25 protein-coding genes and 1 pseudogene are annotated in these 25184 nt (G+C 68.9%); 14 read left to right on the plus strand and 12 right to left on the minus strand.

The features are described 5' to 3' along the window. Nucleotides 1–13: 13 nt before the first annotated feature. Nucleotides 14–2347, minus strand: coding sequence for a 3-hydroxyacyl-CoA dehydrogenase/enoyl-CoA hydratase family protein (locus tag DEIMA_RS11530; RefSeq protein WP_013557439.1), 2334 nt, complete (start codon nt 2345–2347; stop codon nt 14–16). 190 nt (nt 2348–2537) lie between these two features. Between DEIMA_RS11530 and DEIMA_RS11535 the strand changes: the two genes are divergently transcribed. Next, the gene (locus DEIMA_RS11535; protein ID WP_013557440.1) at nt 2538–3035 is read left to right on the plus strand and encodes a PH domain-containing protein; all 498 of its coding nucleotides are present in this window, start codon (nt 2538–2540) and stop codon (nt 3033–3035) included. A gap of 3 nt (nt 3036–3038) precedes the next feature. Here the strand turns inward: DEIMA_RS11535 and DEIMA_RS11540 are convergent, their stop codons facing one another. The 4 genes from DEIMA_RS11540 to DEIMA_RS11555 form a co-directional block, all read right to left on the minus strand. Then, on the minus strand, nt 3039–3317 hold the full coding sequence (locus tag DEIMA_RS11540) for a hypothetical protein (protein WP_013557441.1): 279 nt from the start codon (nt 3315–3317) through the stop codon (nt 3039–3041). Continuing rightward, entirely contained in the window at nt 3314–4069 is a 756-nt protein-coding gene (locus DEIMA_RS11545) for a sulfite exporter TauE/SafE family protein (protein WP_013557442.1), read from the minus strand. Before DEIMA_RS11545 ends, DEIMA_RS11540 begins: the two co-directional genes overlap by 4 nt. A 72-nt stretch (nt 4070–4141) precedes the next feature. After that, on the minus strand, nt 4142–5371 hold the full coding sequence (locus DEIMA_RS11550) for a S41 family peptidase (protein WP_013557443.1): 1230 nt from the start codon (nt 5369–5371) through the stop codon (nt 4142–4144). A gap of 64 nt (nt 5372–5435) precedes the next feature. Then, nucleotides 5436–6209 (minus strand): fumarylacetoacetate hydrolase family protein, encoded by a 774-nt coding sequence (locus tag DEIMA_RS11555; RefSeq protein ID WP_013557444.1) that lies wholly within the window; start codon nt 6207–6209, stop codon nt 5436–5438. A 162-nt stretch (nt 6210–6371) separates the two neighbouring features. On the opposite strand from DEIMA_RS11555, the gene DEIMA_RS11560 reads away from it, so the two are divergent. The 4 genes from DEIMA_RS11560 to DEIMA_RS11575 are packed head-to-tail and all read left to right on the plus strand — an operon-like array spanning nt 6372 to nt 9918. Beyond that, nucleotides 6372–7292: a DUF1206 domain-containing protein gene (locus tag DEIMA_RS11560; RefSeq protein ID WP_013557445.1), complete on the plus strand. Its 921-nt coding sequence runs from the start codon at nt 6372–6374 to the stop codon at nt 7290–7292. Then, entirely contained in the window at nt 7282–8229 is a 948-nt protein-coding gene (locus DEIMA_RS11565) for a lysylphosphatidylglycerol synthase transmembrane domain-containing protein (protein WP_013557446.1), read from the plus strand. Before DEIMA_RS11560 ends, DEIMA_RS11565 begins: the two co-directional genes overlap by 11 nt. 16 nt (nt 8230–8245) lie before the next feature. Further along, nucleotides 8246–9172: a diacylglycerol/lipid kinase family protein gene (locus DEIMA_RS11570; RefSeq protein WP_013557447.1), complete on the plus strand. Its 927-nt coding sequence runs from the start codon at nt 8246–8248 to the stop codon at nt 9170–9172. Then, nucleotides 9169–9918 carry a PHP-associated domain-containing protein gene (locus DEIMA_RS11575; RefSeq protein WP_013557448.1) on the plus strand — a complete coding sequence of 250 codons (750 nt, stop codon included), beginning with the start codon at nt 9169–9171 and terminating at the stop codon, nt 9916–9918. The genes DEIMA_RS11570 and DEIMA_RS11575 overlap by 4 nt, the downstream gene beginning before the upstream one ends. Nucleotides 9919–9993: 75 nt before the next feature. Here the strand turns inward: DEIMA_RS11575 and DEIMA_RS18955 are convergent, their stop codons facing one another. Further along, on the minus strand, nt 9994–10314 hold the full coding sequence (locus DEIMA_RS18955) for a DUF2716 domain-containing protein (protein ID WP_083810862.1): 321 nt from the start codon (nt 10312–10314) through the stop codon (nt 9994–9996). Further along, nucleotides 10260–10688, minus strand: a pseudogene (locus tag DEIMA_RS18960) (DUF2716 domain-containing protein); the annotation flags it as partial. The pseudogene DEIMA_RS18960 and the gene DEIMA_RS18955, both read right to left, overlap by 55 nt. Between DEIMA_RS18960 and DEIMA_RS11585 the strand changes: the two are divergent. Further along, entirely contained in the window at nt 10608–12062 is a 1455-nt protein-coding gene (locus DEIMA_RS11585) for a class-III pyridoxal-phosphate-dependent aminotransferase (protein WP_013557450.1), read from the plus strand. The pseudogene DEIMA_RS18960 and the gene DEIMA_RS11585 overlap by 81 nt on opposite strands. A 63-nt stretch (nt 12063–12125) precedes the next feature. Further along, nucleotides 12126–13262 (plus strand): citrate/2-methylcitrate synthase, encoded by a 1137-nt coding sequence (locus DEIMA_RS11590; RefSeq protein ID WP_013557451.1) that lies wholly within the window; start codon nt 12126–12128, stop codon nt 13260–13262. Nucleotides 13263–13329: 67 nt separating this feature from the next. On the opposite strand, the gene DEIMA_RS11595 is transcribed toward DEIMA_RS11590, so the two are convergent. The 3 genes from DEIMA_RS11595 to DEIMA_RS11605 all read right to left on the minus strand — a co-directional run bounded on the left by DEIMA_RS11595 (nt 13330) and on the right by DEIMA_RS11605 (nt 15480). Next, nucleotides 13330–13737 carry a hypothetical protein gene (locus tag DEIMA_RS11595; RefSeq protein ID WP_013557452.1) on the minus strand — a complete coding sequence of 136 codons (408 nt, stop codon included), beginning with the start codon at nt 13735–13737 and terminating at the stop codon, nt 13330–13332. A 181-nt stretch (nt 13738–13918) separates the two neighbouring features. Further along, nucleotides 13919–14398 (minus strand): hypothetical protein, encoded by a 480-nt coding sequence (locus DEIMA_RS11600; RefSeq protein WP_013557453.1) that lies wholly within the window; start codon nt 14396–14398, stop codon nt 13919–13921. 104 nt (nt 14399–14502) lie between these two features. Beyond that, nucleotides 14503–15480 carry an MBL fold metallo-hydrolase gene (locus tag DEIMA_RS11605; protein WP_013557454.1) on the minus strand — a complete coding sequence of 326 codons (978 nt, stop codon included), beginning with the start codon at nt 15478–15480 and terminating at the stop codon, nt 14503–14505. A 206-nt stretch (nt 15481–15686) separates the two neighbouring features. Between DEIMA_RS11605 and pstS the strand changes: the two genes are divergently transcribed. The 5 genes from pstS to phoU all read left to right on the plus strand — a co-directional run bounded on the left by pstS (nt 15687) and on the right by phoU (nt 20286). Further along, nucleotides 15687–16709, plus strand: a complete 1023-nt coding sequence (gene pstS, locus DEIMA_RS11610) for a phosphate ABC transporter substrate-binding protein PstS (RefSeq protein WP_013557455.1) — start codon at nt 15687–15689, stop codon at nt 16707–16709. 186 nt (nt 16710–16895) lie between these two features. Then, nucleotides 16896–17906, plus strand: a complete 1011-nt coding sequence (gene pstC / locus DEIMA_RS11615; RefSeq protein WP_013557456.1) for a phosphate ABC transporter permease subunit PstC — start codon at nt 16896–16898, stop codon at nt 17904–17906. Further along, nucleotides 17903–18769 (plus strand): phosphate ABC transporter permease PstA, encoded by an 867-nt coding sequence (pstA, locus tag DEIMA_RS11620; RefSeq protein ID WP_013557457.1) that lies wholly within the window; start codon nt 17903–17905, stop codon nt 18767–18769. Before pstC ends, pstA begins: the two co-directional genes overlap by 4 nt. A 31-nt stretch (nt 18770–18800) precedes the next feature. Further along, entirely contained in the window at nt 18801–19556 is a 756-nt protein-coding gene (gene pstB, locus DEIMA_RS11625) for a phosphate ABC transporter ATP-binding protein PstB (protein WP_013557458.1), read from the plus strand. Nucleotides 19557–19611: 55 nt separating this feature from the next. Then, on the plus strand, nt 19612–20286 hold the full coding sequence (gene phoU, locus DEIMA_RS11630) for a phosphate signaling complex protein PhoU (protein ID WP_013557459.1): 675 nt from the start codon (nt 19612–19614) through the stop codon (nt 20284–20286). 81 nt (nt 20287–20367) lie between these two features. On the opposite strand, the gene DEIMA_RS11635 is transcribed toward phoU, so the two are convergent. Together DEIMA_RS11635 and DEIMA_RS11640 are read right to left on the minus strand one after the other, a co-directional pair. After that, the gene (locus DEIMA_RS11635; RefSeq protein WP_013557460.1) at nt 20368–21882 is read right to left on the minus strand and encodes a S8 family peptidase; all 1515 of its coding nucleotides are present in this window, start codon (nt 21880–21882) and stop codon (nt 20368–20370) included. Nucleotides 21883–22377: 495 nt separating this feature from the next. Then, complete coding sequence (locus DEIMA_RS11640; RefSeq protein ID WP_013557461.1) at nt 22378–23571, minus strand: S8 family peptidase; 1194 nt, start codon at nt 23569–23571, stop codon at nt 22378–22380. A gap of 379 nt (nt 23572–23950) precedes the next feature. On the opposite strand from DEIMA_RS11640, the gene hisB reads away from it, so the two are divergent. Both hisB and hisH read left to right on the plus strand, forming a co-directional pair. Next, nucleotides 23951–24535, plus strand: coding sequence for an imidazoleglycerol-phosphate dehydratase HisB (gene hisB, locus DEIMA_RS11645; RefSeq protein ID WP_043817331.1), 585 nt, complete (start codon nt 23951–23953; stop codon nt 24533–24535). After that, on the plus strand, nt 24532–25170 hold the full coding sequence (gene hisH, locus DEIMA_RS11650) for an imidazole glycerol phosphate synthase subunit HisH (protein ID WP_013557463.1): 639 nt from the start codon (nt 24532–24534) through the stop codon (nt 25168–25170). Before hisB ends, hisH begins: the two co-directional genes overlap by 4 nt. The last annotated feature ends 14 nt before the right edge of the window (nt 25171–25184 follow it).

Here is a 25184-nt window from a genome sequence, read left to right on the forward strand (position 1 = left end):
GGCGGCGCGTCCCTCAGTTGCGCAGGGGCTTGCCGGTCTTGAGCATGTGGGCGATGCGGTCCTGCGTTTTGCGTTTGCCGCACAGGGTCAGGAAGGCTTCGCGTTCCAGGTCGAGGAGGTGCTGTTCGCTGACGCGCGCCTGGCGGTTGTTGGTGCGGCCGCCGGCGAGGACGTTGGCGACGTGCAGGCTGACTTCCTGGTCGTACTCGCTGATGAAGCCGCCCTGGAGCATGCCGTACAGCGCGCTCTTGATAGCAGCGATGGCCGCTTCGCCCATGACGGGAATGTCGGTGCGCATGACGGGCTGCACGTATTCGGGGGCGAGGGCGAGCACCTGGCGTTTGGCTTCTTCGATGATGCGGTCGCGGTTCATGACGATGGTGTCCGTGGGGCGGAGGTAGCCGAGGCTGACGGCTTCCTGGGCGCTGGTGGACGTTTTCGCCATGGCGATGGTTTCGAAAGCGCGCTGCACGGCGGGCAGGAGGGTGCCGCCGGGCTGGACCTGGTCAGTGAAGCGCAGGAGCATTTCCTTGGTGCCGCCGCCGCCGGGGATCAGGCCGACGCCGACTTCGACGAGGCCCATGTACGTTTCGGCGCTGGCGGTGACGTGGTCGCCGTGCAGGGCCATTTCGGTGCCGCCGCCGAGGGTGAGGTTGAAGGGCGCGACGACGACGGGGTGGGGGCTGAAGCGGAGGCTGGTGGTGGCCTTCTGGAATTCCTTGATGGCGGCGTCGATCTCGTCGAACTCGCCTTCCTGCGCGTTCATGAGGATCAGGGGGAGGTTCGCGCCGGCGCTGAAGTGTTCGCCCTGGTTGCCGACGACGAGGCCGGCGTAGCCGAGGTCCTGCACGGCTTTGTGGGCGGCGCCGACCATGCGGATGGCGTCTTCGCCGAGGGCGTTCATCTTGCTGTGGAATTCGAGGAGCAGGACGCCGTCGCCGATGTCGAGGATGCTGGCGCCGCCACTCTTCTTGACGACCTTGGTGGCGTCCTTCTTGAGGTCCTGGAGGATCAGGTAGGGCGCCTGGTAGGCGGTGGGTTCGCCGGCGGGGGTGACGATCTCACCGTTGGTGTAGAAGCGTTCACGGCCCGTGTCCTTCATGCGTTGGAGGAGCGGGGGGAGTGCGCGGCCTTCCGCTTCGAGGTTCGCGATGACGGTCTGGACGCCGAGGGTGTCCATGGTTTCGAAGGGGCCCTGTTCCCAGCCGAAGCCCCATTTCATGGCGTTGTCGATGTCCTGCAGGCGGTCGCTGACGACGCCGGCCATTTTGCTGGCGTACCAGAAGCTGTCGTTCATGACGCCGCGCAGGAAGTCACCTTCGGGGCCCTGGGCGGTGTAGAGGCCCTTGACGCGCTCGGGGAGGCTGGCGTTCTTGAGGGCGTCGGCGGCGGCCACCTTGATTTTGCCTTTGTCCTCGTACTCGAAGGTGTCGAGGTTGAGGGTGAGGATCTTGGTTTTGCCGCGTTCGTCCTTGGTTTTCTTGTAGAAGCCGCTGCCGGTCTTGTCGCCGAGCCATTTTTTCTCTTCGACGAGGGTTTTGAGGCTGTCGGTGAGGGTGAAGTCCTCGTCGGGGCCGGTGGCTTTGCCGAGGTCGCTGGCGACGTGGTAGATGATGTCGAGGCCGCTGAGGTCGGCGGTGCGGAAGGTGGCGCTCTTGGGGCGGCCGAGGGCGGGGCCGGTGAGGGCGTCCACGATGTCGGGGGTGAGGCCGGTCTGCTGCATGTGCTGCATGGCGCGGACCATGCCGTAGACGCCGATGCGGTTGGCGACGAAGCCGGGCACGTCATTCGCGACGACGATGCCTTTGCCGAGGACCGTTTCGCCGAAGGCACTGAAGGTGTTCAGGACTTCGGGTTTGGTTTTGGGCGTGGGGATGACTTCGAGGAGGTGCAGGTAGCGGGGGGGGTTGAAGAAGTGCGCGCCCACGAAGCGGGACTGGAAGTCTTCGCTGCGGCCCTCGATCTGGAGGTGCATGGGGATGCCGCTGGAGTTGCTGCTGATGATGGCGGTCTTTTTGGCGACGCCTTCGACTTTGGCCCACAGGTCGCGTTTGGCGTCGAGCTTCTCGATGATGGCTTCGAGAATCCAGTCGGCGTCCTTGAGTTTGGCGAGGTCGTCTTCGAGGTTGCCGGGCGTGATGAGCGCGGCGTTCTTTTTGTCCATGAACGCGGCGGGTTTGGCTTTGAGGGCGCGTTCGATGCCGCTTTTCGCGAGGAAGTTGCGGTCTTTCTGGTCGGGCAGGACGATGTCGAGGAGCAGGACGGGGATGCCCGCGTTGGCGAGTTGGGCGGCGATGGCGGCGCCCATGGTGCCTGCGCCGATCACTGCGGCTTTTTGGATCTTCATTCGGCCTCCAGGTGAAACGTCAAGAAAAATTGAACTCGGTTTAAGTTTAGGTGCGGCCCCGGGGTTTGTCCAGCGCAGCCCTCACGGTCACGCCCGGACCGTACCGCGTCCCGCCGCCCTGCACCAGCCCCGCCCCCACGAACGCCTCAGGCCACCCACGCCTCACCTGCGCCCCGTATGCTGAGCGCGCATGCGCTACCCGCCCGTCCCCATTCCCACCCGCGCGGCGCAGTGGATCGCCGCGCTCCTGATCGGCGCGAGCCTGTTCGCCACGCAGCGTGGCTTCCCCAGCGCGTGGATCACCGTGCTGGCGCTCGCGGCCATGTGCGCCGCGTTCCTGCTGCCCGGCGCGCGCCTCGACTACCGCGTGGAGGGCCGCCACCTGATCGTGCAGACCGTCTTCAAACGCCACACCTTCCCGCTGCGCGGCGCGCGCGCCAGCGTAGTCAAGGTGGACGGCGCGCTGCGCACCTTCGGGTGGAGCGGCCTGAATGGCCACCTGGGCCGCTACGCCGTCACGGGCCTCGGCCCCGTCGAGGTGTACGCCAGCACGCTGCGCGGGTCGCTGCTGTTGCTCAGCCTGCCAGGCCGACCGCCGCTGCTGCTCAGCCCGCAGGACGCCGACCGCATGGCCCTCGACCTGAACGGCGAACCCACACCGGCCCCAGAGGACGCCGCGCGGCCCTGACGCCTACTTCAGCAGGCCCTTCACGACGAACACGACCGCCAGCCCCAGCAGCGCCACCAGCGCCGCGACGCTCACCCGGCGGTCCCGGCGCCAGTTCACGACAGCCACGATGACCGCCGCGAGCGTCGGTACGAGCAGCATCCACCACACCGCCCACCCGGCGAGGTCCGGGAACAGCACCCCGACCGCCAGCACCGGCAGCGCCACCCAGAAGCCCAGCGGGTACACCCAGGCGGGCAGCACGTCGTTCTCGGTGTGGTGCGGGTTCGGCACGCCGCTCATGCGGGCCCCCAGTACTTCACGAGCAGCTGCACGGCGGTGAACACGATCAGGACGCTGAAGAAGATCTTCAGCGCGCGGTCCGGAATGCGGCTCTGCAACCCCGCGCCGGCCCGCGCGCCGATCAGCACGCCGAGCGCCACGGCGCACGCGAGGCGCGCGTCCAGCAGCCCGCCCGCCTGGTAGATCAGCGCGTTCGCCACGGCCGTGAGCCCCATGATGAACGTGCTCGTGGCGATGGCCTGCCGGATCGGCACGCCCGCCAGCAAGTTCATGACAGGCACCTGCACCGTCCCGCCGCCGATACCGAGCAGGCCGCTCATGATGCCCGCGAACGTCATGGCGGGCGGCACGAGGCGGCTGGGGGGCCGCTCGACCTCCACGCGCTTCAGGCCGCGCAGCAAGGTGAAGGCGCTGTACAGCAGCAGCGCCGCGAACACCGTCGCGACGGCGCGCGCGGGCAGGATCAGCCCGAGGTAGCTGCCGAGCGCGCCGCCCAGAATCGTGTAGGGGCTCAGCAGGTAGCCGGTGCGGGCGCGCACGAGACCCTGCCGCAGGTACGACGCCGCGCCGGACAGCCCGACGGCGAGCACGCCGACCTGACTGATGGCGACGGCCTGCGCGATATTGAGGTCATGCCCGAAGCGGGGCAGCACGAACTCCAGGGCGGGCACGACGACGACGCCGCCGCCGAGCCCGAGGATCGCGCCGAGCACGCCCGCCAGGACGCCGATGGCCAGAACTGCGAGGATCACCCCCGGAGGCTAACACCCGCTGGGCCCCTGGCGGTACTGCCCGCGCCCCGGCACGCCCGGGGCGCGGGGCGTTCAGTTGCCGCTGACGTCCAGGTCGTTCAGGGCCGCGTCGAGGACCACGTCGCGGCCGTCGCGGGTCAGGACGGTCAGGTCGGCGTCCACGGTCACGTCGGGCGTCACGTGGTCCGGGAACGGCTGGCCCTTCGCGTCGTACGCGCGGACGGTCGTGAGGCTCAGCACGCCCGCGTCGGGCAGGTCAATGAAGTTCACTGCGCTGTTCAGGACGCCCTTGGTGGGCGCGCCGATGACGCGCGCCGCGCCGGCGCGCTGCAGTGTGTACGCGAACACTTCCGCGCAGCTGGCGGTGTTCTCCCCCACCAGCACGCTGGTCTTGCCGGTCCAGCGCCGCTCGTACGGCTGGGCGTGGCGGGCGCTGAGCGGCGGGACGCTCTTGCCGTTCACGGCGGCGTACTGCGCGGCGCCGTACGGGGTGCGCGCGTCGTACAGCGCCGGCGCGAAGGCGCTCGCCGCGGCGATGCACTGGTCGAGGCGACCACCGCCGTTGTAGCGCAGGTCGATGACGAGGGCGTTCGCGCCGCTCCACTTCGCGCGGTCAAGTTCCGCGAGGAACAGCCGGGCGGCGTCGGCGTTCAGGAAGCTGGGCAACTGGATGACGGCGGTGCGGCCGCGCCACGTGGTGGTGGGTACGTCGCGCGCCTTGAGGGGGGCGGGCGTGAGCGTCAGGTCGCGGGGGCCCTGACCGGCACGCGCGACCGTGACGGTCAAGGGCGCGCTCGCGCGCTCCAGCCGGATGAACGCGTTCCCGTCGACCTGCCCGTCGCCGCTGCCGGCCGACTGACCGTTCACGGCGGTGAGCAGGTCGAAGCGCTGCAGCCCGGCGGTGTCGGCGGGACTGCCGGGCGTGACGCCGGTGACGAGCAGGCCCAGCGGCGTCTTGCTGACGCGCGCGCCGGTGCGGGGCACCGTCAGATCCCGCTGGATTTCGCGGAGCCGCTCGGCGCCTTCCGGGTCGCGGAGATTGGTGTGCGCGTCGTGGAGTTCGGCGAGCAGGTCCTTGAGGACCGCGCGGGCCGTGTCGAAGCTGCAGGTGTCTGCGGCGGGCACGCAGGCTTCCGCGAGTTTCGCGGCGTACTGCGCAGTGAGGGCCGCCCGGTCCGCGGCGGACCACCCGTAGTAGTCGTTGAGCAGCGGCGTAGTGGTGGCGCGGAACAGGTCGGTGGCAGGGCTGGCGAGCGCACCGCCGGTCAGGGCGAGCGCGAACGTGAGGGCGCGGCGAAGCACGCCCTCAGCGTACGGTGTCCGGCGGCTTGACAGTGTGCGTTCCTGCGCACCCGCCGGCAGGGGTTCAGACGATGCGCGTCTCCAGCACGCCGATGCCGTCCACCTCGACCTCGACGACGTCGCCGCGCTCGAGCGGGCCGACGCCCTCGGGCGTGCCCGTGAGGACGACGTCACCGGGTTCGAGGGTCACGAAGCGCGTGATGTACGCGAGGATCTGCGGCACGCCGAAGATCATCTGGGCGGTGCGGCCGTCCTGGCGGGTCTGGCCGTTCACGCGCGTCTGCACGCGCACGTCGGCGGGGTCCAGGTCCGTTTCCAGCCACGGGCCGAGCGGGCAGAAGCGGTCCGCGGCTTTCGCGCGGAACCACTGCAGGTCGGTTTTCTGGAGGTCACGGGCGGTCAGATCGAGCGCGCAGGTGTACCCGAGCACGGCGTCCAGAGCGTCCTCCTCGGTGAGGTTCCGGGCGCGGCGGCCCATGACGAGCGCCAGTTCGCCCTCGAAGTGAAAGCTCTGCGTCCAGTCGGGGTACGTGACCTCCCCGGCAGGTTCCGCGAGGGTGTTCGGGCCTTTCAGGAAGATGCCGGGTTCCTTCGGCAGGTCGCCGCCCTGGGGGAGGTTGCCGAGTTCGCGGATGTGGTCGAGGTAGTTGCGGCCGACGCACACGATCTTGCTGGGCGTGGCGGGTGGGAGCAGGCGCGCGCCGGCGAGCGGGAGGGTCTCGCCGGTGCGTGCCCCGTTCGGGCCGGCCGTGACGTGCAGCGTGTCGCCGTCCAGCGTCGCCCAGGTGGACGGATCGCCCTGTTCGGCGCGGGGGTGTTCGATTCGTACGATGCGCATGCGCGGAGTGTAACAGTGCGCGTCTGTGCAGCGCACCGGGCGCGGCAGCGTTCATGAGCGTTCACGCAACACGCCTTGACGCACGTGGGATGCGCGCCACACGTAAACGCCCGGTCAGGTGCGCTTCACGCACGCACGCGGCACGGCTCGTAGGGTGAGGACATGAACATTCCAGGTTCCGCGGCGCGCGGCGCTGCCGCCCTGCGTGACGCCGCGAGCGCCGGGATGGACCACGCGGCACCGTGGCTGGAACGCCTCGCCCGCTTCGGGTACTGGAGCAAGGGCGTCGTGTACCTCACGATTGGCACGCTCGCGCTGCTCCGCACTCTGCAGGTGGAACGCGGGCGCACCATCGACCCGCGCGGCGCGCTCGATACGCTGGGCATGACGCTCGGCACCACCGTCCTGAGCCGCACGTTGCTGCTCACGCTCGCGTTCGGCCTGCTCGGGTACTGCGTATGGCAGGCGCTGCGGGCGCTGTTCGACCCGGAACGCCAGGGGCACGCGCCCAAAGGCCTCATCAAACGCGCCGGGTACCTCCTGAGCGCCACGGCGTACGCGAGCCTCGGGTGGGCCGCCGCGCGGCGCGCCGTGACGGGCGCGCACGCCGCGAACCCGCACGCGGAGGAGGAATGGACGGCGCACCTGCTGAAACTCCCCAGCGGGCGCCTGCTCGTCGCCGTCGTCGGCTTGGTGTTCGTGATCGTCGCCGTGAACCAGCTGTACGTGGCGCTGCGCGCGCTGTTCCTGAAACGCATTCGGCTTACGGACCTCGGCGAGAAACGGCGCGGGCTCCTCACCGCTGTCGGTCAGGTCGGCATCACGGCGCGCGCGCTCGTGGCCGCCGTGATCGGCGCGTTCTTCCTGCAGGCCGCGTGGGACGTCGACCCAGAAGAAGCCGGCAGCATCGGCGAGGCGCTCCTCGCGTACGAAACGGCGCCGTTCGGTTCCGTGCTGATGCCGCTCGTGGCGCTCGGCATGGTCGTGTACGGGCTGTACGCCTGGGTGCAGGCCGCGTACCGCCGCATTCACATCGAGGGGTGCCTCGAACCGGACCCTGGAGAGCCCGCGCATGACGCGTAACGCTCGGGCCCGCGCGTGGACGTGGGCGCTGAACCTCATCGTGCTCGGCAGCCTGCTGCTCGCCGCGCACCGCTATGTGAACGGCGAGGACCTCCTCGGGACGCTGCGCCGCGCGCACTTCGGCGTGCTGGCGCTCGCGGCGCTGCTGGGCCTCACGTACACCTTCATCAAGGGCGTGCGCTTCGTGGGCCTCACGCGGCCTGTCGGCGCACCCCCGGGCCGCACGGTCCTGCACGCCTACATCGCCGCCGAGGCCGCCACGATCCTGCCGGGCGGCGTGGCCATGCGCGCCGCGCTGCTCGCGCAGGCGGGCCTGCCGGTCGCGCGCGGCAGCGTGCCCGTGCTGCTCGCGAGCGTGCAGGACCAGCTGGTGCTCGCCACGTGCGCGCTCCTCGGCACGCTCGCCGTGCCGAGCGCCCGCCCGGCCGTGCTGGGCGCCCTGGGCGCGTTCGCGCTGATCGGCGCGGCCCTGGCCGTGCCGGGCCTGCGCCGCGCCGCGTCCGGGGCGCTGAACGCCCTGCTCACGCGCGCCGGCGCGCCCGGCGCGTGGGCGGCGTTCACGGGCGGCGCGGCGCAGGTGCTGCGCGGGCGCACCCTGCTCATCACGACGCTCATCACGTTCGCGTCTGTGCTCGTGAAAATCATCGCGCTCGCCGCGTGCCTCGCGGCTGTCGGCGCCAGTGCCCCCATCGTCACGCTGTGCCTCGCCACGGTCCTCCCCACCATGCTCGGGCGGCTCACGCCCATTCCGGGCGGCGTGGGCGTCACCGAGGCGGGCATGGTCACGCTGCTCGCCGCGAGCGGCGTGCATACCGAAATGGGCCTCGCCGCCAGCCTGTTGTTCCGCGTCACCACCGTGTTCGTGCCCGTGCTGATCGGCGCGGCCGTGTACTTCCTGACCTGGCGTCCCCGCACGGACCTCCAGCAACCCACCTGAAGAAGGGAACCTCACCATGCAAGCCACCCTGATCTACAACAAACGCGCCGGCGGCAGCGACCGCAGTGACCCTCAGGCCCTCGTGGACGCCCTGCACGCCGCCGGGTACGTGCCCGTGTACCGCGCCACCGACCACGAACAGGCCCTGCGCGAAGCGCTCTCGGACGTGCAGGGCACCGTGTTCGTCGCGGGCGGTGACGGCACCATCCGCGCTGCCGCCGGGCACCTCATCGGGCGCGGTCTTACCCTCGGTGTCCTCCCGCTCGGCACCGCCAACAACATCGGGCGGACGCTGGGCGTGAGCGGCGAACCGCTCGACGTCATCGCCCGCTACGCCGGCGCGCAGGCCAGACCGTTCGACGTGGGCCGCGTGACCGCCCCGTGGGGTGAGGACTTCTTCCTGGAGGCGTTCGGGTGCGGCCTGTACGCCGACGTGCTCGCCGCGTACGACCCGGACGAAGGCAAAAGCCCCCTGCGGGCCGCGCAGGCCATCGTCGGCACCCTCGGCAGCTACGACCCGCCCCCCATGAAGCTGAGCATGGACGGCGTGGACTACAGCGGCGCGTACCTCCTCATCGAGGTCCTCAACACCCGCGCGACCGGCCCGCGCCTGAACCTCGCACCGGACGCCGACCCGGGAGACGGCCTGCTGAACGTCGTCCGCGTGAACCGCGAAGGCCGCGACAGCGCCGTCGCGTACTTCACGGCCCTCGCGAGCGGCGCGTTCCCGGAGCTGCCCAGCGTCGGGCACCTGCAGGCCCGCATCGTCGAATTCGAGTGGAATGGCGAGCACTTCCACGTGGACGGCGAGGTGCGCCCCGCCCCGGAAGGCCCCTACCCGCCCGACGTGCCGCCCACCACCGTCGGCACCGTCCGCGTGGAGATCATGCCCGGCGCGCTCAACGTCCTCGTGCCCAACGACCAGCGCGAGGGGCAGGCGTGACGCCCGACCTGCAGGGCCAGCACGTCGAACGCGACGGCGTGCCCGTCATGCGCATCGACCTGCACGTGCACACGGAGGCGTCCCACGACTGCCGCACGCCCATTCAGGCGTTCCCCGCGTGGTGCCTCGCGCACAACCTCCGCGTGCTCGCCGTCACCGATCACGACCAGCACTGGGGCGGCGTCGCGCTGCAGCAGCACGTCCGCGATCTCGGCCTCGACGACCAGCTGTGGATCATCGCGGGCGAGGAGATCACCACGCGCGAAGGGGAGCTGATCGGCCTGTTCCTGCAGGAGCGCATCCCGCCGAACCTCACGCCGGAAGACACCGTCCGCGAAATCAAGGCGCAGGGCGGGCTGGTCATGCTGCAGCACGGTTTCGACCCGCTCAAACGCTACCGCCTGCGGCCCGAAGCGACGGCGCGCATCGCGGACGACGTGGACATCGTCGAGACGTTCAACGCGCGCCTGTCCCGCCCGCAGTACAACCGCGACGCCGCCACCTGGGCGCAGGCGCGGCACCTGCCCGAGTGCGGCGGGTCCGACGCGCACACCCTGCAGGACGTCGGCGAAGGCTGGTCGGAAGCGCCGCTGCAACCCGTCCGCACGCCCGAGGAGCTCCTCGCGGCGCTGCGGGCCGGGCAGGTGCACGGCTCGTGGACGCCGCCCGTATGGGCGTTCGTGCGCAAGCAATGGCGGAACTTGTGGAGCAGCGCGAGCGGACGAGGGCGGCAGACACCGGAGTAAGCGCCTGCGGACAACACGCGCAGTGTTTTGGAGCGTCAGCGTCAACAACAGTCCGTTTCGACGCCGCCGACCGTTTTACCCGCAGGCTCCAAAGGGACTCCCGTGGACGCTCAGCGCCGGGTTCCGAGAGGGACCTTCCGGCCGTTGCGGCGGATGACCCGTTGGGACATGGCTGGAGGGGCGCTGAGCGTGTGCGGCCCCGAAGACGCAGACGCTCAGCTCCCAGAGGTGCCCGAGCGTGCCGTACAAGCCGTCCGGCGCGAGCGTCGACGCGCAGTCCCCGTCCGGAAGGAGGCCACGTTCCCAGGGCCCCTCGCCCCGTCTGGGGTGTACGTGGCCACCCGGTGCGGGTCGTACAGAAAGCACGCAGGCTGCCAGTCCAGCGCGTAGAGACACGTCCCGGGCGGTGTGGCTCGCCGAAGATACGCCTGCATCTTGAGGGAAAAGTCATCCCCGTCCGCGTCCGTGCTGTGCGCGGTGAGGCTGAACGTGACGGAAGGCGTGAGCTCCGCGAAGTCGGGCCACTGGGACGGCGCCCCGCTCGGGTTGAACCGGAAGCGGTCATGGACGACCGCCCACACCTCGCTGGTTTCGGCGTCCTGCAGCACCCGCCATATCATGCCGCCGATTCTCGCGGCGCTCATGCGGGCGAGACAAGCTGCCCGCCTCGCTCCCGTAGACTTGCTGGCATGAGTCAAGGTTTCATCCGCGCGGACGACGTGCTGCAGGAGGTTCTGACCCCGGCGGCGGTGCGGCGCCTGGACATGCATTACGGCAACCACGATCTTATTCAGGGCCTGGACCTGCTGGGCCTCGCGGGGCCGTTCTACCGCGTGAGCCCGTGGGAGCTGGAAGACGAGTCGGGCGCGCGGCGCATCAACGCGTCAGGGTACGCGGCGGTGCCGTTCGGGGATATGCCGCCGGAAATCACGTCGTTCCTGCAGCAGTTCCTGGAGCGGAACCGCGCAATGGGGCTGCCGCAGCAGTCGTCGTCGCCGTGGCGGGCAGCGCTGCAGACGAACCTCGTGCGGCTGCTCGCGCGGGAGCTGCCGAGCCACCGGGATTCGCAGGTGTTCTTCTGCTCCAGCGGCACGGAGGCGATCGAGGGGGCGCTGAAGTTCGCGAAGGCGTGGCGTCCGCGCGCGAAGTACACCATCAGTTTCAGCAGCGGGTATCACGGGAAGACGTTCGGGGCGCTGAGTCTCACGCCGAACCCGGAGTACCAGGACCTGTTTCGGCCGCTCGTGCCGGGCGCGCTGACCAGCAAGTACGGCGACCTGGACGCGCTGGCCCGCCTGATCCGCAAGGTGGGCGCGCGCAATGTCGTGGCGGTCGTCGTGGAGCCCATTCAGGGCGAAGGGGGCGTGAACATCCCGCCGGCAGGGTTCCTGCGGGGTGTGGGGGAGTTGTGCCGCGAGCACGGCATCGTGGTGATCGCCGATGAGATTCAGACGGGCCTGGGGCGCACCGGGCACTGGTTCGAGTCGGCGGCGCAGGGGCTGGACCCGGACATCATCACGCTCGCCAAACCGCTCGGGGCGGGCCTGACGGCGGTGGGCGCGACGATCGTGCGCGCGCCGATGTTCAACAAGATGCTGGGGGGCCTGAGCAGCAAGCGGCACAGCAACACGTTCGGCGGGAACGCGCTGGCGATGGCGGTGGGGATGCGCAGCCTGGAGCTGCTGATCGAGCAGGACCTGCCGGCGCGGAGTGCGCACCTGGGCGCGGTGGGGTTGGAGCGCCTACGGGGCCTGCAGGCGAAGTACCCGGCGTTGCTGGAGGACGTGCGTGGTCAGGGGCTGCTGCTGGCGATGCAGTTCCGCCCGATGGTGGGGGTGCCGCTGCCCGGCGTGCTGCGCGAGGTGGTGTTCGAGGCGACGAGCGTCCTGGCGATGCGCGCGCTGCACGAGGCGGGCGTGATGGCGAACCTGAGCCTGTCGAGCAAGCGGACGGTGCGGCTCACGCCGGCGCTGAACATCCCGGAGGGGCTGTTCGATGAGTTGATGGACCGCGTGGCGCGGTTCGCGATGGCGCACCCGACGTCCGGGCGGATTCTGACGAACACCCCGGCGGGGGTGACGGCGCGGCTGGCGCAGTTCGCGCTGGCGGGGTCGCGCGGAAAGAAGTTGTCACCTTCGGGGTGACGTGCGGTCGGGGCACGGAACGGCGCGGGGGGCGGTGGTAACATCGGGTGAAAAAGGAGGAGTATGACCACCACCACCATCGCGAAGGGCCTGGAAGGCGTCCTTTTCACGGAAACCAAACTCACGTTCATTGACGGCACCGCGGGCGTGCTGGAGCACCTCGGGATTCCCATTCAGCAGTGGGCGGAGAAGAGCACCTTCGAGGAACTGAGCTTCGCGCTGCTGCACGCGCGCCTGCCCAAAGCGGACGAACTCGCGCAGTTCGACGCGGCGCTCAAGGCGAACCGCGCGGTCCCGGCGGAACTCGTGAGCCTCATCGAGGCGTTCCCGAAGGGCGTGCACCCGATGCAGGCGCTGCGCACGGCCGTGTCGCACCTGGGCCTGTTCGACGCGGACGCCGAGAACATCACCGAGGAGGGCCGCTACGCGCTGAGCGTGCGCCTGATCGCGCAGTTCTCGACGATCATCGCGGCCATCGCGCGCACGCAGGAGGGCCAGCCGGTCGTCGCGCCGCGCGCGGACCTCACGCACGCCGGGAACTTCCTGTACATGCTGACCGGCAAGGAGCCCACGGAGGAGCAGGCGCGCCTGTTCGACATTGCGCTGGTGCTGCACGTGGATCACGGCATGAACGCGAGCACGTTCACGGCCATCGCGACGGCCAGCACGCTCAGCGACATGTACAGCGCGATCACGAGCGCCGTGGGCAGCCTGAAGGGCCCGCTGCACGGCGGCGCGAACGAGGCCGTCATGGACATGCTCGATGAGATCGGCACGGTCGACAAGGCCGAGGCGTACATCACCGAGAAGCTCGACCGCAAAGAGAAGATCATGGGCGTCGGGCACCGCGTGTACAAGTACTTCGATCCGCGCAGCCGCGTCCTGCGGGACTACGCCGCGCACGTCGCCGAGAAGGAAGGCAAAAGCGATTACTACGCCATCCTGGAGACGATCGAGCGCGTGATCGTGGAGCGCCTGAGCAGCAAGGGCATCTACCCGAACGTGGACTTCTACAGCGGCACGGTGTACAGCGACCTGGGCATCAAGAAGGAGTTCTTCACGCCGATCTTCGCGCTGGCCCGCATTAGCGGCTGGTGCGCGTCCGTGAACGAGTACACCCTCAACAACCGCATTCTGCGTCCGGACGCCGTGTACACCGGCGCGCGCGAGGCGGCGTACGTGGAGATTCAGGACCGCTGAGTCCGGGTTCCCGTGAGGGGAGGGCCGCCAGTCCTGGCGGCCCTCCCCTTGCTGGTGGGGTGCCGGTTCAGGCGCTGAGCTGCTGAACGACGAACACGCCGTAGTGGTTCACGAAGTGGCCGTGGCACGCGCGGAACGCGCCGGCGACCTGTTGCAGGGCGTCCTGGCGGCGGGGTGGGAGGAGCACGGAGACGACGTAGCGGCCCTGGAGGAGCGCGTGGACGTACGTTTCGACGTGTTCGCGTTCGTCGGTGATGCTCTGGACGTAGCGGATGAGGCGGCGGATCAGGCCGTGGTGCTGGCCGTCGCGGTCGAGTTCGCGGGCGCCGTCCTCGCCCATGAGGACCTGGACCTGTTCGTCACCGAGGCCGAGGTCGAGGAGGTGCTGCGTGAAGTCGCGGACGTGTTCGAGGTCGTCGAAGATGCCGTATACGCTGGCGCGTGAGCGGTACGAGATGTGGGAACGGTGGGGCATGGCGAACCTCCGGGGTGCGGTGCGGGTGGGCACAGGCAGGGCGGACGAACGGACGCCAACGCGGCTGAAGGACGTTTGTCCTTAGTTGTAGGCGTCTGCGGCCCCGCGCACATCAGGGCTCCTTACAATCCGGTTACGTGAACGCCGCCCCGCGCGGGCGGGACGGCGTGGGGCGCGGCGTTCAGGCGCGCAGGCTTTTGTGGCCGTGCAGGGTGCGTTCGACGGTGTCGCCGATCTCCCGTTCGAACCGCTGGAGGTGCGTGGCGAGGCGCGCGATTTCCGTTTCGCTGAGGTCCGAGAGGTGCAGGACGCTGCGGCCCAGCACGGCGAAGGTCACGCGTTCCTCGTCGTCGCCGAGCGTTTCGGCAACGTCGTCCTCCTCGTCCTCGTCAGTGACGGGGTCGAGGACGAGTGAGCCGTAGTCGAGGCCCTGGTTCATGAGGTTGACGCCCATCAGCACTTCCGGCAGGGCGTCCTCGTCCACGTACAGGTCGAGGTCGAGGTGCAGGCGCACGAGAATGCCGCCCTCGTCGGCGTGCTCGGCGAACAGCGCGACGCGGGCATTGTCCGTGCGGACGAGCGCGCCGTCGCCGTCGTCGACCGCTTCGACGTTCAGGCCGCTGCGTTTCAGGGCGTCCACGATGCGCTGGAGTTCCGTCATGCCGGGAGTATAGAGCGCGCCGGGGCGCGGCGCGCTGGACGTAAGGGGACGCGCAAGCCCCCCGGAAGCCCGCGCGCCTCGGGGTGCGCGCGGGTTTCCGGGCGTCAGGGGCCGTACACCCAGTGACCGCGGTCCTGCGGGCCGACCCACGTGCGGGTCAGGCGACCGTGCAGGCGCAGGTACTCGGCGTGCGCGAGCGTCTCGGCCAGGGCGAAGCGGCGACCACTCGCGTCGAGGTCGCGGGTGAACAGCACGTAGGAGAGGTCGTAGGCGTTGCGAGGCTGCGCGCGCACGGCCGCTTCGAGGGTGTCGAGGCGTTCGTGGTGGTGCGCGGTGAGCTGCCGGGCGCGCTCGGCGGCGCCCTCCATGGTGGGGCCGTAGTGGCCGACGACGGTCGTGCGCGGATCGAGGCGGGCGATGGTGTCGAGGGTACGGAGGTAGTCGCCGAGCGGGTCGGGGCGGCTGTAGCCGTACAGGCCGACGTTCGGGCTGATGCGCGGCAGGATGGCGTCGCCCGCGATCAGGGTGCTGCTGGGCGCGTGCCACAGGCCGAGGTGGCCGTCGGCGTGGCCGGGCAGCCACAGGACCGTCCAGTCGAGGCCGGCGAGGGGCAGCGTGTCACCTTCGCGCAGGGGCGTGAGGCGCGCGGCGGGGTGCACGCGGGCGCGGGAGCGGCGCGATTCCTCTTCGAGAGTGCTGAGGTCCGTGTCGGGCAGGCCGTGGTCCGTGAAGTGGCGGAGGTGGCCGGGAAGCCACTCCTGCCATTTCTCCCAGTAGCGGGCGCCGCGCGCGATGTCGGTGTCGAGCATGTGGATGGTGGCGCCGCTGCGCTCCTCGATCAGACCGGCGAGGCCGTAGTGGTCGGGGTGGTGGTGCGTGATGATGACGCGTTCGATGTCGGTCCAGTGCAGGCCGAGGGCGGTGAGGGCGTCTTCGATGGCGGCCTGCGCCTCGGGGGTATCGAGGGCCGTGTCGATCAGGGTGACGGGGCGCGCGGTGTCGATCAGGACCGTGACGGTACGCATGGGGTACGGGATGGGGACCTGGACGGCGTGGAGCGTGCCGAGGACGTGCGTGAGCATAGGTGCAGCCTACACCCGCCCCTTGGACTCGGTTCAATGACGGGCACACGGTCCGGAGCCCCCAGTGCGCGGCGCGCGGTCCATGAACTGAACTTCATGGAATTCTCCCCTGCTCAGCCTGGGCCCGCCTATTCGTCACGCAGCCTGACGGAACGCTGACAAACGGGTGACGCGCGCCTGACACTCGCGCCTCAGACTCACAGGCGATGAAGAAGATCCTGACCCTGGGCGCCGCCCTTGTGATGACCGCCGCCTCCGCCGCCACCCTCACCGGCGCCGGCGCGAGCTTCCCGTACCCCCTGTACAGCAAGATGTTCGCGGAGTACAAGAAGGCCACCGGCGACGACGTCAACTACCAGTCGGTCGGCAGCGGCGCCGGCCAGAAGCAGATCCTCGAACGCACTGTGGACTTCGCCGGCAGCGACAACCCCATGAACGACGACTCCCTCAAGAGCGCCCCGGGCAAGCTGCTGCACATCCCCACCGCCATCGGCGCCGTCGTGCCCGCGTACAACGTCCCCGGCGTGGACGGCCGACTGAACTTCACCGGCAAGGTCCTCGCGGACATCTACCTCGGCAAGATCCGCCTGTGGAACGACGCGCAGATCGCCAAGATCAACCCCGGCGTCAAGCTCCCCACGCTGCCCATCACCGTGGCGCGCCGCAGTGACGGCAGCGGCACCACGTACGTGTTCGCCGACTACCTCGCGAAGGTCAGCAGCGAATGGAAGAGCAAGGTCGGCGTGGCCAACAGCCTCCAGTGGCCCGTCGGAATCGGCGGCAAGGGCAACGACGGCGTCGCCGGCATCGTGAAGAGCACCCCCGGCAGCATCGGCTACGTCGAACTGGTGTACGCCAAGCAGAACAAGCTGACGTTCGGCGCCGTCCAGAACCGCGCCGGGAAGTACATCGTCGCCGACAACGGCCCGGCCGCGCTCGCCGCGCAGGGCGTCGTGATTCCCGCGGACACCCGCGTGAGCCTCACGAACAGCGCGAACGCCGACGCGTACCCCATCGCGAGCTTCACGTACGTGATCTTCTACCAGGACCAGAAGTACGGCAACCGCACCGAAGCGCAGGCCAAGGAACTCCGCGACCTGCTGAGCTGGATGGTTTCGAGCGGCCAGCAGTACAACGAGCCGCTCGACTACGCCAAACTCCCCGCGAACGTCGCGGCGAAGGCGAAGAACATCATCAAGAGCATCAACTACGGCGGCAAGAAACTCTGACGCCGATGGCGTGAACCACAGGGGCGGCCCGTCAAGGCCGCCCCTGTTTCCGTACGGCCCCGGCCGTTTGCCAGCGCACTGTCAGGCGCGGGCGCGCACGCCCCGCGTGAAGGTCCGGGTGGGCTGACGCACGCCTGACACTCGCCCGCCACCATGACGAGACGCCCGCGTGGGCGTGGAGCCATCATGAGCCAACCCCCCCAGACTTTGAAACCGGCCCGGCGCGTCCCAACCCCGTCCTCCCGTGGTGACGGGGTGTTCCGTGTGATCATCCTCACACTGTCGCTGCTGATCGTCGCGGTGTTCCTCACGAGCATCTACCAGCTCGGCAAGGAAAGCCTGCCGGCCCTGCAGAAATTCGGGCTGTCATTCCTGACCACCAACGTCTGGAACCCCGTCACGAACCAGTTCGGCGCGCTGAGCATGATCGTGGGCACGCTGCTCACCAGCTTCCTGGCCCTGATCATCGCCGTGCCGCTCGCGATTGCCAGCGCGATCTTCGTGGCGGAGTACGCGCCCCGCTGGCTCGCCAACCCGGTCGGGTACCTCGTGGAACTGCTCGCAGCGGTGCCGTCCGTGGTATACGGCCTGTGGGCGCTGTTCGCGCTCAAGCCGCTGCTAGTGCAGTTGCAGCTGTGGATCATTACGCGCAACCCGGAGTTGTACAGCCAGTGCCAGGCCGCCGCGTACGGCCAGGGGGAGGGGTCATGGCAGTGCTTCTTCATCCCGCCCGCCCCCACCGGCCTGGGCCTGGCGCTCGCGGTGCTGATCCTGTCCGTGATGATCATTCCGTTCACCGCGTCCGTCGCGCGTGACGTGATCCGCCTGGTGCCCGCCGAGCAGCGCGAAGCGATGTACGCCATGGGCGCCACCAAGTGGGAAGTCATTCGCCTGGCGATTCTGCCGTACGCCCGCGCCGGCATCATCGGCGGCGTGATCCTCGCGCTCGGCCGCGCGCTCGGCGAGACGCTCGCCGTCGCCATGGTGATCGGCAACAGCCCGGAATTCGTGAAGAGCCTGTGGGGGAACACCGCCACCATGGCCAGCATGATCGCCAACGAGTTCGGCGACGCGCGCGAGACGCTGCACCGCTCCAGCGTCGTGGCGCTGGGCCTGGTGCTGCTGCTCGTGAGCGTGATCGTGAACTACGTGGCGCGCCTGATCATTGCGCGCCTGACGCCGAAGGGAATCCAATGATGCAGGCCGCCCGCAACTCCGCCCACGTAACGCACACTGTGAGTGCGCGCCGCAAGGCCAGCAACGCCTTCGCGGGCATCATGATCGGCCTGGGCACCCTGATCGTGATCGCGCCGCTGGTGCTGATCTTCGTGTACCTGATCAGTCAGGGCGTCAGCTCCCTGAACGGGGACTTCTTCACGCGGACGCCCGCGCCGGAAGGCGAGGCGGGCGGCGGGTGGCTGAACGCCATCACCGGGTCGCTGGAGATGCTGGCCATGGCGAGCGTCATCGGCGTGGTCGTCGGCGTCGCCGGCGGGCTGTTCCTGTCGGAGTTCCCGCGCCACCCGCTCATGCCGACCATCCGCATGGTCAGCGACGTGCTCGCAGGCATTCCCGCCATCGTGATGGGCCTCGTGGCGTACGGCCTGATCGTCCTGAAGTTCGGCTTTTCGGGCTTCGCGGGCGCGCTCGCGCTGGGCCTGCTGATGATTCCCATCGTGGTCCGCACCACCGAGGAAGTCCTGAAGCTCGTGCCGCTCAGCGTGCGCGAGGCGGGCCTCGCGCTGGGCCTGCCGCAGTGGAAAGTCATCATGAGCATCGTGCTGCCGGCCGCGCGCGGCGGGATCGTCACGGGCGTGATGCTGGCGCTCGCGCGCGTCGCGGGCGAGGCGGCGCCACTGCTGTTCACGGCGTTCGGCAACAACCTCGTGAACCTCGACCCGTCCAAGCCGATGAGCGCGCTTCCGCTGGAAATCTTCCGCGGCGCCACGAGCGCGTACGACGAGAACCAGCGCCTCGCGAAGGCGGGCGCGCTGCTGCTCATCACGCTGATCTTCGTCACCAGCCTGCTCGCGCGCGCCGCCAGCAACCGCCGCAAGTAACGCGCGGCCTCTCCCCCACCCGGAGGTTCCCATGACCATCCTGCAAACCAAGAACGTGAACATCTACTACGGCGAGAAGCAGGCCGTGAAAAGCGTCAGCATGGACATCACGCGCGGCACCGTCAATGCCCTGATCGGTCCTTCGGGCTGCGGCAAGACGACGTTCCTGCGCGCCCTGAACCGCATGCACGACCTCACGCCGGGCGCGCGCGTGGAGGGCGACATCATCCTCGACGGGCAGAACGTGTACAGCGGCGACATCGACCCGGTCGTCATCCGGCGCCGCATCGGCATGGTGTTCCAGAAACCCAACCCGTTCCCGACCATGAGCATTTTCGAGAACGTCACCAGCGGCCTGAAACTCGTCGGCGTCCGTGACCAGCGGACCCTGATGGAGGTCGCGGAACGCTCGCTGCGTCAGGCGGCGTTGTGGGACGAGGTCAAGGACCGCCTGAAAACCCCGGCGACCGGCCTGTCCGGCGGGCAGCAGCAGCGCCTGTGCATCGCGCGCGCGCTCGCGGTGGAACCGGAAATTCTGCTGATGGACGAACCGACCAGCGCGCTCGACCCGCAGAGCACCGCCCGCATCGAGGACCTGATGGGCGACCTGAAGAAGGTCACGACCATCATCATCGTCACGCACAACATGCAGCAGGCGGCGCGCGTGTCCGACACGACCAGCTTCTTCCTGAACGGCGACATGGTGGAGCGCGGCGCGACCAGCGACATCTTCACGAGCCCGCGCGACGAACGCACCGAAGCGTACGTGACGGGACGCTTCGGTTAAGACTCTCCCGGGTTGCACCTGACACGCGGCGCACAGCCCTTTAGGATGATCAAGCATGCGAGACGCCCTCAACACCAGCATTCACGACGTCACCGCGCGGTTCCTGCGTATGCAGAGCCTCACGCTGGAGCAGATCGCGCACATCCGCACCGCCCTGACCGAACGGCACTACGTGGGCCTGGGTGCGCGCGTGAGCGAACTGGAGCAGGAAATTGACGTGCTGGAACGCGAGGTGGAGCAGGCGTGCCTTACGGCCATCGCCCGCTACCAGCCGGTCGCGGGGGACCTGCGGTTCTTCCTGATGGTGTTTAAGAGCCTCGCGGACCTCGAACGGGCCGGGGATTACGGCCGGCACATCGGGCGGGACCTGGAGGAACTGTCGAGCACCATGCGCAGCGGCCCCCTTACGGACGTCCTCCCGATGATGAACGTCCTCGGGGAGATGGTGGAGCGCCTCGCGTACGCCTTCGCGGAGCACGACGCGGACGCTGCCCGCACCGTCATGCGCCTCGACATCGAGGTGGACGCACTGTACGAGCAGCTGCAGCGCGCGAGCCTCACGCGCATTCTGGAAGACCCGCGTGAACTGCAGGCATCCCTGAAGACGACGCGCATGGCGCGCAGCCTGGAACGCCTCGGGGACCACGTCGTGAACGTGGCGGAGCGCGTGGACGCCTTCCTGGCAGCGCGCCCCGGCGCGGAGACGGCCCCGTCCGAAGCGGCCGGTTGACGCCAGGGCGCCAAAAGGAGGGAGGCCGCAGGTTCACTGCGGCCTCCCTCCTTTCCTGACGCGAGCGGTGTCTGCTCGGCGTTACTTCTGTTCGACGAGCTGGAAGTTGCCGCTGCCGCTGTAGCTGTACACTTCCCAGCGGTACGTGCCGTTCGCGGCGTTGTAGGTGATGCCTTCGCTGCTGCTGCTGCCTTCGCTCGCGGCGACGTCCGTCCAGGTCGTGCCGTTGAGTTTCTGCAGGTACAGGTCGAAGTCGGTGTTGCTGGGGCCCGTCAGGGTGGCCTTGAGGGTGCCGCCCGCGTACGTGAAGCCGTTCATGCCCGGCTGGAACGAGGAGACGCCGCGGCCACTCAGCGTGCCGGTATAGGTGGTGGTGCCGCCGGTGGGGGGCGGCGGGGTGGTGCCGCTGCCGGTGTACAGCAGCAGGTTGGGGCTGCCGGTGCCGGCGTTCGTGACCTTGTTGGGTGTGGCGTTGCCCTTAAGGGCGCTCGCGACCTGCGCGGGCGTGGCCGTGGGGTTGGCGGCGAGGTACAGGGCGGCGCCGCCGACGACGTGCGGGGTGGCCATGCTGGTGCCACTGATGGTGTTCGTGGCGGTGTCGCTCGTGTTCCAGGAGCTGGTGATGTTGCTGCCGGGCGCGAAGATGTCCACGCAGCTGCCGTAGTTGCTGAAGCTGCTGCGCGCGTCGGTGTTCGTGGTGGCGCCGACCGTGATGGCGCTGGGGGCCCGGGCGGGGCTGACGTTGCAGGCGTCCTGGTTCTCGTTGCCGGCGGCGACGACCATGGTGAGGCCGCTGTTGGTGGCGTTCAGGATGGCGGTGTCGACGGCGCTGCTGGCGCCGCCCCCGAGGCTCATGTTGGCGACGCCGGCGCCGCTGCGGTTTTTGGCAGCCCAGTCGATCCCGGCGATCACGCCACTGTTGCTGCCGCTGCCCTGGCAGTTCAGGACCTTGATGGCCACGAGCTTCACGCCCTTCGCCACGCCGTACGTGCTGCCGCCGACCGTGCCGGCCACGTGCGTCCCGTGCCCGTTGCAGTCGGTGTTCTGCCCGTCACCGCTGGTGTTCGTGCCCCACGAGGCGCGGCCGCCGAACTCGTTGTGCGTCGTGCGGATGCCGGTGTCGATGATGTACGCCGTGACGTTACTGGCGGTGGTGCTGTAGGTGTAGCTGCTGTCGAGGGGCAGGTTGCGCTGGTCGATGCGGTCGAGGCCCCAGGTGGCGCCGGTCTGCGTGGCGTCCGCGCGCACGGTCGCGTCCTGCTCCACGTACGAGACGGCAGGGTTGCTCTTGAGCTTGGCGAGGTTGGCGTCGCTGAGTTTCGCGGCGAAGCCGTTGAGCGCCGTGCTGTAGACCTGCAGGACATTCACGCCGGCGGCGTCCAGGCCGAGTTGCGTGACGAGGCCGCTGACGCTCTGGGCGTTCATGTTGGCGGTGCTGATCGCGCGTTTGTTCAGGACGACGATGTACTGCCCGGGAATGGCGGTGCCGGCAGTGGGCGCGGTGGTGGAGCTGGGTGTTTGGGCGGTCATGTTGCCGCAACCCGCGAGGAGGAGCGTGAGGCCGAGGATGCCGGTCATGGTGAGCTGTTTGTGCATGTGTGTTCCCTCCCAGGACACAGGTGTTCAGTCCGGGCATGACGCAAATGAAGTTGTGGTCTGACCTCCGTGTCGTATCACGGGGGTGTTTGCCCGTGGGCAAGAGCGGCCTAGACAGGTGACTTCATCGAATCTTGTGGATGAAGCGCGCGCAGAATTAGAGGTCCTTGAACGTCATCAGCATAAGAAACCCCATGCGCAGTGTCTGGAAAAAAATCGGCATTATCAGAATCTCATCATGTGGATTCATTGAGAGCGAACCACGTGATGCCAAATTCCGCAGCACTGGTCGCGACGCATCCACCGCCCCAATCAACCTACGGCCTTCACGGCAGGCTGCTCCCACTCCTGCCCACGCGCCGTGAGCCTACTAAGACCTCTGCCCCTTCTCGCCATGCGATCACCCCTCGGTCTTTGGGTGAAGTTGAGCCGCCAGAAGGCAGGGGACGAAACAGACCCGCAGGATCAACCTGCGGGCCCATGGCGTGTGGAGATTTAGAAGAGGGTGTAGAGGAGCTTGTTGGGGCTGCCGGTGCCGATGTTGCTGAGCACGTTACTGGTCGCGCCGTTCACGATGGCGCTGCGCACCGTGCTGAAGCTGGCGCTCGGGTTGCGCTGCAGGTACAGCGCGGCCGCGCCCGCCACGTGCGGGGTGGCCATGCTGGTGCCGCTGATGGTGTTCGTGGCGGTGGTGCTGGTGTACCACGCGCTGGTGATGCCGGTGCCGGGCGCGAACAGATCCACGCAGTTGCCGTAGTTGCTGTAGCTGGTGTCGCGGCTGTCGGTGCGGGTGCTGGCGCCGACGGTGATGGCGTTCGCGGCGCGGGCGGGGCTGACGTTGCAGGCGTTCTGGTTCTCGTTGCCGGCCGCGACGACCATGGTCACACCGCTGTTCGCGGCGTTGTTCACGGCAGTGTCGGTGGCGCTGCTGGCCCCACCGCCGAGGCTCATGTTGGCCACGCTGGGACCGCTGTGGTTCCGCGCGACCCAGTCGATCCCGGCGATCACGCCGCTGTTGCTCCCGCTGCCGTCACAGCCGAGGACCTTCACGGCCACCAGGCGGACGCTCTTGGCGATGCCGTAGGTGCTGCCGCCGACCGTGCCGGACACGTGCGTCCCGTGGCCGTTGCAGTCGGTGTTGCGGCCGTCGCCGCTGGTGTTCGTGCCCCACGAGGCGCGGCCGCCGAACTGGGTGTGGCTGGTCAGAATGCCGGTGTCGATGATGTACGCCGTGACGCCGCTGCCGGTGTAGTTGTAGGTGTACGTGCCGTTCAGCGGCAGGTTGCGCTGGTCGGCGCGGTCGAGGCCCCAGGTGGCGCCGGTCTGGGTGGCGGTGGCTTTGACGACCTGATCCTGCTCGACGTAGGCGACGGCGGGGTTGCTCTTGAGTTTGGCGAGGTTGGCGTCGCTGAGTTTCGCGGCGAAGCCGTTGAGCGCCGTGCTGTACACCTGCAGGACGCTCACGCCCGCGGCCTCCAGGCCCAGGTCGCTGACCAGCTGCCCGGCGCTCTGCGCGCGGACGCTGCTCGCGCCGTCCTTCAGGACGACGATGTACTGCCCGGGGATGGCTGCGGCGTTCGTGGTGGGCGCCGGGGTGGTCGCGGTGGGCGCCTGGCTGGTGGTGTTCTGGCAGCCGGCGAGGACGAGCGTGAGGCCGAGGATGGCGGTCATGGTGAGCTGTTTGTGCATGCGTGTTCCCTCCCAAGGACACGTGGTGTTCAGGCCAGGCAGAATGAAAACAGGTTGTGGACTGACGCTTCAATTCGTAACATCTTTGGTCATAAATGCAACGCTCGTTTGTCTAGACATATATGGCGGATGAAAATGAGCGCCCAGTGCCGCTTTTTCATGAGCCCTCTAATGAGAGGACCGTTGTTCATTTTTCAGACACAGACAACTTCCCAGTGCTTGCACGCAGCAGGTACTCTGCTGTCAACAAACTAATTCACCACGACACCAAAAAGACCAACTCGACCTGTCTGGACCGCAATGCAAGCCACGCCGCCATCCACCAAGGCGCAACCACTACACTGGCGCCGTGACCGACCGCCCCGCCGCCCCGCCCCACCTGCGCAGCGCCACCGTGCAACGCAACACCCTCGAAACGCAGATTCAGGCGACCCTGCACCTCGACGCGCCCGAACACGCCCACCTGCACACCGGCCACGGCTTCTTCGACCACATGCTCGACCAGCTGCACCGCCACGGCCGCCTCGGGCTGGACGTGCAGGCCACCGGCGACCTCCACGTCGAACTGCACCACCTGGCCGAGGACACCGGCATCACGCTCGGGCAGGCGCTCACCCAGGCCCTCGGCGACCGGCGCGGCATCGAGCGGTACGGCAGCGCCTTCGTCCCCATGGACGAAACCCTCGTGCACGTCGTCGTGGACCTCTCCGGCCGCGCGCACCTTGCCTTCGAACCCGAGCGGCTCGACGTCTGGGGCGACGCGGGCGGCATGACCCACTACCACCTGCGTGAATTCCTGCGCGGCCTGTGCAACCACGCAGGCGTCACCCTGCACGTCCGCCTGCTCGCCGGCCGCGAAGCGCACCACGTCATCGAAGCGACCATGAAGGCCTTCGCGCGCGCGCTGAGGGACGCCGTGCGCCGCACGTCCGACGCGCTTCCAAGCACCAAGGGGGCCCTGTGAGCGCCCGCACCCTGCTGCTCGACTACGGCGCCGGAAACGTCCGCAGCGCCCACAAGGCCCTGGAACGCGCCGGGTTCGACGTGACCGTCAGTGCCGATCCCGCTGACGTGGCGAGCGCCGACGCGCTCGTGGTGCCCGGCCAGGGTCACTTCCGTCAGGTCATGGACGCGTTCGACGCGAGCGGCTTCCGCCAGCCGATCCTCGACGCGGCGCGTGCGGGCGTGCCACTGCTCGGCATCTGCGTCGGCATGCAGATGCTCCTCGACGGCAGCGAGGAGGCGCCGGGCGTGCGCGGCCTGGGCCTGCTGCCCGGCACGGTGCGCCGCTTCGATGCGGCCACCACCGAGACGCGCCTGAAAATCCCGCAGATGGGCTGGAATAGCATCGACCGCGTCGGCGACTCCCCCCTGCTGCGTGACCTCGCCTGCCCCGCGTACGCGTACTTCGTGCACAGCTACTACGTGCCCCTCGACGTGGACGTGGACAGCGGCGCCATCAGCGAGTACGGCGCGAGCTTCTGGTCGGTCGTGAGTCAGGGGAACATCCACGCAACGCAGTTCCACCCGGAAAAGAGCGGCGACGTGGGCCTGAGCATCCTGCGGGCGTTCCGCAAATACGTCGTGGAGGACCGCTGAGGCCCACACGCACA

This window comes from Deinococcus maricopensis DSM 21211 (assembly GCF_000186385.1).
In the GTDB taxonomy this organism is placed as follows: Bacteria; Deinococcota; Deinococci; order Deinococcales; family Deinococcaceae; genus Deinococcus_B; species Deinococcus_B maricopensis.